Annotated in this window: 1 protein-coding gene; it reads right to left on the bottom strand. The window is 63.7% G+C overall.

Annotated elements, in window-relative coordinates; all coding sequences use genetic code 11:
• On the bottom strand, nt 1-317 hold a 317-nt coding region (locus AC3A4T_RS24560), incomplete at both ends, for an IS30 family transposase (RefSeq protein WP_487677765.1).

The raw sequence follows: 317 nt of genomic DNA, 5'->3' as shown, positions 1-317 counted from the left end.
TGCCACGGGCTGCCGGGATCGGTGAAATAGACCTCTACCTTCGTGCGCTGCGTCAGCACCTTGTGCAACGCCATTTCCTTGCCCTGGTCGTAGGTCATCGTTTTGCGCGCCGATTCCGGCAGGCGTCGCAACACCCGGTTGAATCCTTTCAGGGCATCGATCGCCTTGCAGCCATCCACGCGCGCGAGCACGGTGAACAGGGTCTTGCGGTCCACCAGCACGCCGATCGCCGAGGCGTTCCGGGCGCCCACCAGCAGATCGCCTTCCCAGTGTCCCGGCACCTGTCGATGTTCGGCCTCAAGCGGGCGATCGTGAAT

The sequence above is a fragment of the Lysobacter sp. Soil_N_51 genome (assembly GCF_057655755.1).
Note: the sequence above shows the minus strand (reverse complement) of the source record. Positions and strands in the feature narration are given on the sequence as shown.